The organism is Zarconia navalis LEGE 11467 (assembly GCF_015207075.1).
Taxonomy (GTDB): Bacteria; Cyanobacteriota; Cyanobacteriia; order Cyanobacteriales; family Geitlerinemataceae; genus Zarconia; species Zarconia navalis.
The window spans coordinates 1-5,224 of the sequence record NZ_JADEXN010000412.1; the positions used below are offsets into that span (position 1 = coordinate 1).

The following is a 5,224-nucleotide window of genomic DNA, read 5'->3' on the forward strand; positions in this document are numbered from 1 at the left end:
ATTATCCGGTGTCATCATGGCGTATTGGGGCGGGTTTTGAGAGAAATGCGATCGATTCATCCATTCCGCTGGAAGTTTATTCAAATGCGATCGACATATTTCCCAAAGAGGATTTAAGCACATCTAAGTACCGATCGTAGTTCTTGTATCGAGCCACCGATTTAGTATAAATCGGCTGTTGAACCTGATGGTAACTTGCCGTGGGAATGTGACGATCGGACTGATGGAATCGCAAGCAAGCATCATCCCATTCTAAACCGCAAAATTCTACTAAGTTGCGAATTTTAGATTCGGGTTCGGTCACGAGTTCTTCATAACGAAGCTCGAAGATCGGTAAACTCAAAGCTTGTTGCCAGTGTGCCATCAAATCCCAATACAGTTGATAGAACGTTCCTAAACTGTTTAAATCGTAGGCATAAGCATGAGTTCCGAGAAAATCTTGGAAATAGCACGACAAACAAGTATCGAGGGGATGGCGGACGCAATGGATAATTTTTGCTCCCGGAAATAGGAGTTGAATTAAACCTAAATGGAGGAAATTCGAGGGCATTTTATCGGTAACAAAACTCGCGTCCGGTGCTAGAGATTGCAGCATTTGCAGGTACTCTGAGGCAATGCGATCGGCGGCTAGAACGTTCAGAGAATCGAGGCAGCGAGGATAGCGAACTTGGCTGCCGAGGGACGGGCCGATTTGTTTGGCGAGTTGGTGCAGGGCCGAACGTTCTCCCGCACCGAAAACCCGAGGATGGGAGGCGAGAATTTGTTCGGCGAGGCTGGTTCCCGATCGCGGCATTCCGACGATGAAGATGGGAAGTTGCGATGAATTGGAAGCGGTGGCAAACCCTGCTAAGCCTTCCCGCGTAAAGGTATTTTTAATATTAGCGATCGCCCTGGCGGTGGGGCCGGGATCGAAGGTCATAGGTTTGAGATCGTTGGCTTGTCGATAGCAGTCAAAAGCGAGATCGAAGTTTCCCGAAGCATCGTAGCTATCAGCCAGGGTAAAGAGGAACGCTCGCCGATGGGATGCAGTGAGATCGCCTCGACTCAATCGTTGCTTCAATGGTTCGATGGCATCTGCCGGTTTCTTTTGGTGCTGGCAGAGGACGGCAAAGGCATGAATAATACCCGCATGATCGGTTCCGGCTTCGATCGCCGGACGCAATAAGGCTTCGGCTCGATCGAACTGTCGCTGCCGTTCGTAAATTCCTGCCAGAGAGATGATCGCATCGAGACAATCCGGCTGAAGTGCTAGAGCTTTTTGATGCAGTGCAATGGCTTCCTCAAACTTCCCTTGACAGATAAATGCCTGACCGAGATAGTTATAGGCATCGACGAAGTTGGGCTGAAGTTGCAATGCCTGTTCGTAGAGGGGAATGGCTTCCTCAATTTTCCCCCGTTCTTTGGCGAGCAAACCGAGTTTGAAACGGACGATCGCCGAGTTAGGTTCGAGTTGCATCCACTTCTGGTAGCAGTTTTGCGCCTCGTTGAAGTTCCCCTCTTCAAATAATAAATCGCCCAATCCTTTGTACCCTTCAACGGCATCCGGTTGCAGTTCCAAGGCTTGGCGAAAAGCTGCAATAGCGCGATCGGGCTTTCCCAACCGTTTATAGGATTCGGCCAGATTGCAGTAGAAATCGGGTTGGCGGGGGTTCAGCTCGATCGCTCGCGAAATGGATGCGATCGCTCTTTCGAGATCTCCCACTTGGCACGCTACCGCACCGAGTAAGTTTAGGGCTTCGGGGCGATCGGGTTCTTGCTGTAGAATCTTCCGACAAATTGCGTCAGTCGATCGAAGATTGCGAGAACGGTAGTAAAAATTGGCGGCATCTAAAGCCTCTGCAACGGTTGCCATCGGCATTACTCTCTTCGTGTGGTGTACATCTTCTAGATTCAGGACTGATGCAAAGTCTCTATGCCGTCATTGGTGACAAGTTAAGGTCATCTCGGCATTGTCAATGCTGCAATATTTGGTCGAAAACCCGGTCCTTGGGGGGTCTCCCCCCAAACCCCCCGTTGGGGGACGAACGCCTCCCGGTCACTGAGCCTGTCGAAGTGCCCCCTGCGTACAAGAGTCACATCGTTGAAACCCATTATATGACGGGGGGTTGAGGATTCAAGCCAGTCAACTTGACATGAGAGCAAATTGCTTAACTTGTCACCCATGCTATGCCGTAGGGTGTGAGGTACGCAGCATCATCGATCTCATTTTTGAATTGCATGGCTGCATCAGTCCTATGGTTCATACTCCAGACCGCGAGGAGAAACGTCAGGATACTATAGCAACCTCAGTTTGACCTCAGTCCGACCTCACGAGGGTGGGGAACTCCGGAACGGGGAATAGTTATTCTCTTCCTCTTTCCTCTGCCCGCATTTCAAGTTTGCGTAGTGCTGTACTATCGACGCTTGCAAAGTATCCAACGCAACTCCATCGGCGATGCTTCGGTGGGAAACACATCCCGTCCCCGAGTCCAGTTTGGGAACCACGGCGTTGGCGGCCAAGCTTCGTTTGGCAAATGCTGTTGTTCGTATTCAAATACCGATTCATCAGATAGGATTTCCAGCGGTAAACCCTTCATCGCCGATCGCAACTCGGAACGGGTAATAATATACGACCAAGCTGTTTGCGATAACTCCCGTGCAGCATCATCTGGCTCGTATCCATCCTTTGCCAGAAACGTGCTAAACAGCAGCAAACCGCCACTTTGAAGCGCATCGCCGATTTTAGCCAGTAGCAAACGAACTTGACTCATGTCCCGGAAGTGGGAAACCACCTCAGCAACCACTGCAAACTGATAATGTGCGGTTTCCATTCGCAACATCGGATCGAGGACGTTTCCTTGAATGACGCGCACGGGGATTTCTTCTGCTTCGGCTGCAATGGTCAATTTTCGAGCAAATCCAGGAGTCAGTTCGATCGCATCGACGGGATAGCCGAGTCGTGCCAAAGCCAGGGTATTGCGTCCCACTCCCGCACCCACATCCAGGATCGACACGTCTGCCGGATCGCCCAATTCCGAGGCGATGGCGATCGCTTTGGCATCGGCATGGGAACCGAATAGCGGCCCTTCTCGAGTTTGTATCCAACCGTGATAGTGATTTTCTAAGGACTCAACTTTGACTTTGACATCGAGTTTGACTCCCTGACTCAAGCCGACTGTGGGGTGCGGGGGTTGGTAACTCACAATAAGATGGGCGTTCGGTGAGGCGTGAAATCCTTGGGCAAGTTGAGAGGCGATCGCCTCTCGCAAGGTTTCGATTTCTTGGAAGGTTAGGGTTTGCCCTAAACTACTGAGTAAGTCTTGAATTTTTTGAATATAGTCTTCTAATAGTGCCGGAATGCAGGGAAAAGTTAGCTCGCCGCGAGCGGTGGTAAGACCTTTAAGTTTTTCTTGAAGTGCGGCTTTGACGATCGCCCGATCGGGGGATTTTGGTTCGTTTTCGCGGGGGTCGGATGGCATCTGTGTCCGGGATGCGCAGGGTGTTTTCTCAGTCAGCATGGAGGGTTCGTTAATAATTTTGTATAAAAACGGTCGTACCTACTGATACGGAGAAAGAGGCGATCTCTCCGGATTTTCATGCTTTTCGATCGAGGCAATCCCGAATCCCGACAAAATCAGTTGTCACGGACAGACCCGCAGTGAATCTATGGATCTACAATTGAAGAGTTTTCACGCTCTCGCAACTGATTTTGGATTGCTGTCGTAAAATCTTCCCATCGCAAACCGTTAACCGTTAACCCGCAAATCCCCCGACCGATTGCCATTTAGGGAGCATCAACACTCTATGGTACAGAGCTTTCGCCCAGTTCCCGAGCGACCCGAAAGCGGTCTCGTCCCAGTTGCCTCAAACATCTGGACGATTGAAGCAAAAGAGTCTCTCTGCTTTCGTCCTCCCGCACAGCCTCGCTATCCCTATACACATCGTGCCGTTGTCATTCGCCTCGATGACGGTAGCCTGTTCGTTATTTCTCCCATCCAACTCAATCTCGATCTCCGCGCCGATATCGATCGCCTGGGAACTGTCAAATATCTCGTCTCACCCAATAACCTACACCATTTGCACCTTGGAGATTGGAGCCAAGTATATCCCGATGCCAAACTCTACGCATCCCCACGATTAGCACCAAAACGCAAAGACTTGACCTTCTACACCACGTTATCGACAGATAAGCCCGAACCCGAGTGGGACGGTCAAATCGACCAGTGCATTTTTGGCTCGGGAAATGGGTGGTTTGATGAGATTGTCTTTTTCCATCGGGAATCGCGCACGATCGTCTTCACCGATCTGATTATGGACTTCGACCCATCAACCTTTTCGTCGATTTCTCGGGTTACCACTCGCTGGAATCAAATGTACCAGCACACGCCGCGCGGCGTACAGCTTGTCCATATGTTCGATCGAATCTCGCTGCACGACTCCCTCAAGATAATTCGGGCCTGGGAACCCGATCGGGCGATTGTCGCTCATAGCCCTTGGTTATGCGTCGAGGGAAAGGAACGAGTTGGCGATTTCTTCAATAAGGCTTTCGACTGGCTGACCCCAAAACCCGCCATCATTGAAACAGTAATGGGGATCGGACGGCTCTCAACACTACTCTTTCTCATCCTGCCGATTCACGCGTTTATCGTCCTAACGGCCGATATCCTTTATCCAAAGCTGAGAAAACCAAGTCAAGGGCAGTGAGCAAAGACTGACAACCATAGAAGAGCGGCTGGGACTCAACTCGAAAAACAGTTCCCAGCCGCCATCAAAAGACCCACCCGCTCAGAAGAAGGCGAGCACTGGTTCGACCCAGAGCGGCGACAACTGTGTTGGGCCCACCTGAAACGGGATTTTATTCGCATGTCCGAGCGCTCTGGGGTAGCTGGTGGAATCGGTCAGGCTTTACTCAGACAGACAAAGCGCTTGTTTCGTTGGTGGCATCGAGTGCGCGATGGCACTGTGTCGTGGGAGTTGTTCGAGGTTGCCATGACTCGTTTGCGTCATCGGGTAGATCGCCTTCTGAGTGAGGCAGCAGCTCTGTGCGAGCATCCACAAGAAAAGACCCCCTTGGCTCAAACTGCACGCACCTGTGCCATGATTCTTAAACTCGAACCGGCTTTATGGACTTTTGTCGAATGTCGAGGCATTGAGCCGACCAATAATACCGCCGAACGAGCGCTGCGTAGCGCAGTGATTTGGCCACGCTTGAGTTTTGGCTCTGACTCGGCCGTCGGTAGTGAGT

Annotated in this window: 5 protein-coding genes; 3 read left to right on the top strand and 2 right to left on the bottom strand. The window is 51.1% G+C overall.

The window, feature by feature from the left end; all coding sequences use genetic code 11:
- Nucleotides 1–76: 76 nt before the first annotated feature.
- Both IQ235_RS18245 and IQ235_RS18250 read right to left on the bottom strand, forming a co-directional pair.
- Complete coding sequence (locus IQ235_RS18245) at nucleotides 77–1,852, bottom strand: tetratricopeptide repeat-containing sulfotransferase family protein (RefSeq protein ID WP_264322839.1); 1,776 nt, start codon at nucleotides 1,850–1,852, stop codon at nucleotides 77–79.
- Between the two features lie 541 nt (nucleotides 1,853–2,393).
- A complete protein-coding gene (locus IQ235_RS18250) occupies nucleotides 2,394–3,458 on the bottom strand; it encodes a class I SAM-dependent methyltransferase (protein ID WP_264322840.1) in 1,065 nt (354 codons plus the stop codon).
- Between the two features lie 325 nt (nucleotides 3,459–3,783).
- Between IQ235_RS18250 and IQ235_RS18255 the strand changes: the two genes are divergently transcribed.
- The 3 genes from IQ235_RS18255 to IQ235_RS18260 form a co-directional block, all read left to right on the top strand.
- On the top strand, nucleotides 3,784–4,683 hold the full coding sequence (locus IQ235_RS18255; RefSeq protein WP_264322841.1) for a DUF4336 domain-containing protein: 900 nt from the start codon (nucleotides 3,784–3,786) through the stop codon (nucleotides 4,681–4,683).
- A 28-nt stretch (nucleotides 4,684–4,711) separates the two neighbouring features.
- Nucleotides 4,712–4,825 (top strand): hypothetical protein, encoded by a 114-nt coding sequence (locus IQ235_RS18960; protein ID WP_405196694.1) that lies wholly within the window; start codon nucleotides 4,712–4,714, stop codon nucleotides 4,823–4,825.
- Between the two features lie 17 nt (nucleotides 4,826–4,842).
- Nucleotides 4,843–5,224 (top strand): IS66 family transposase (locus IQ235_RS18260; RefSeq protein ID WP_264322842.1); only part of this gene is annotated, 382 nt, incomplete at its 3' end.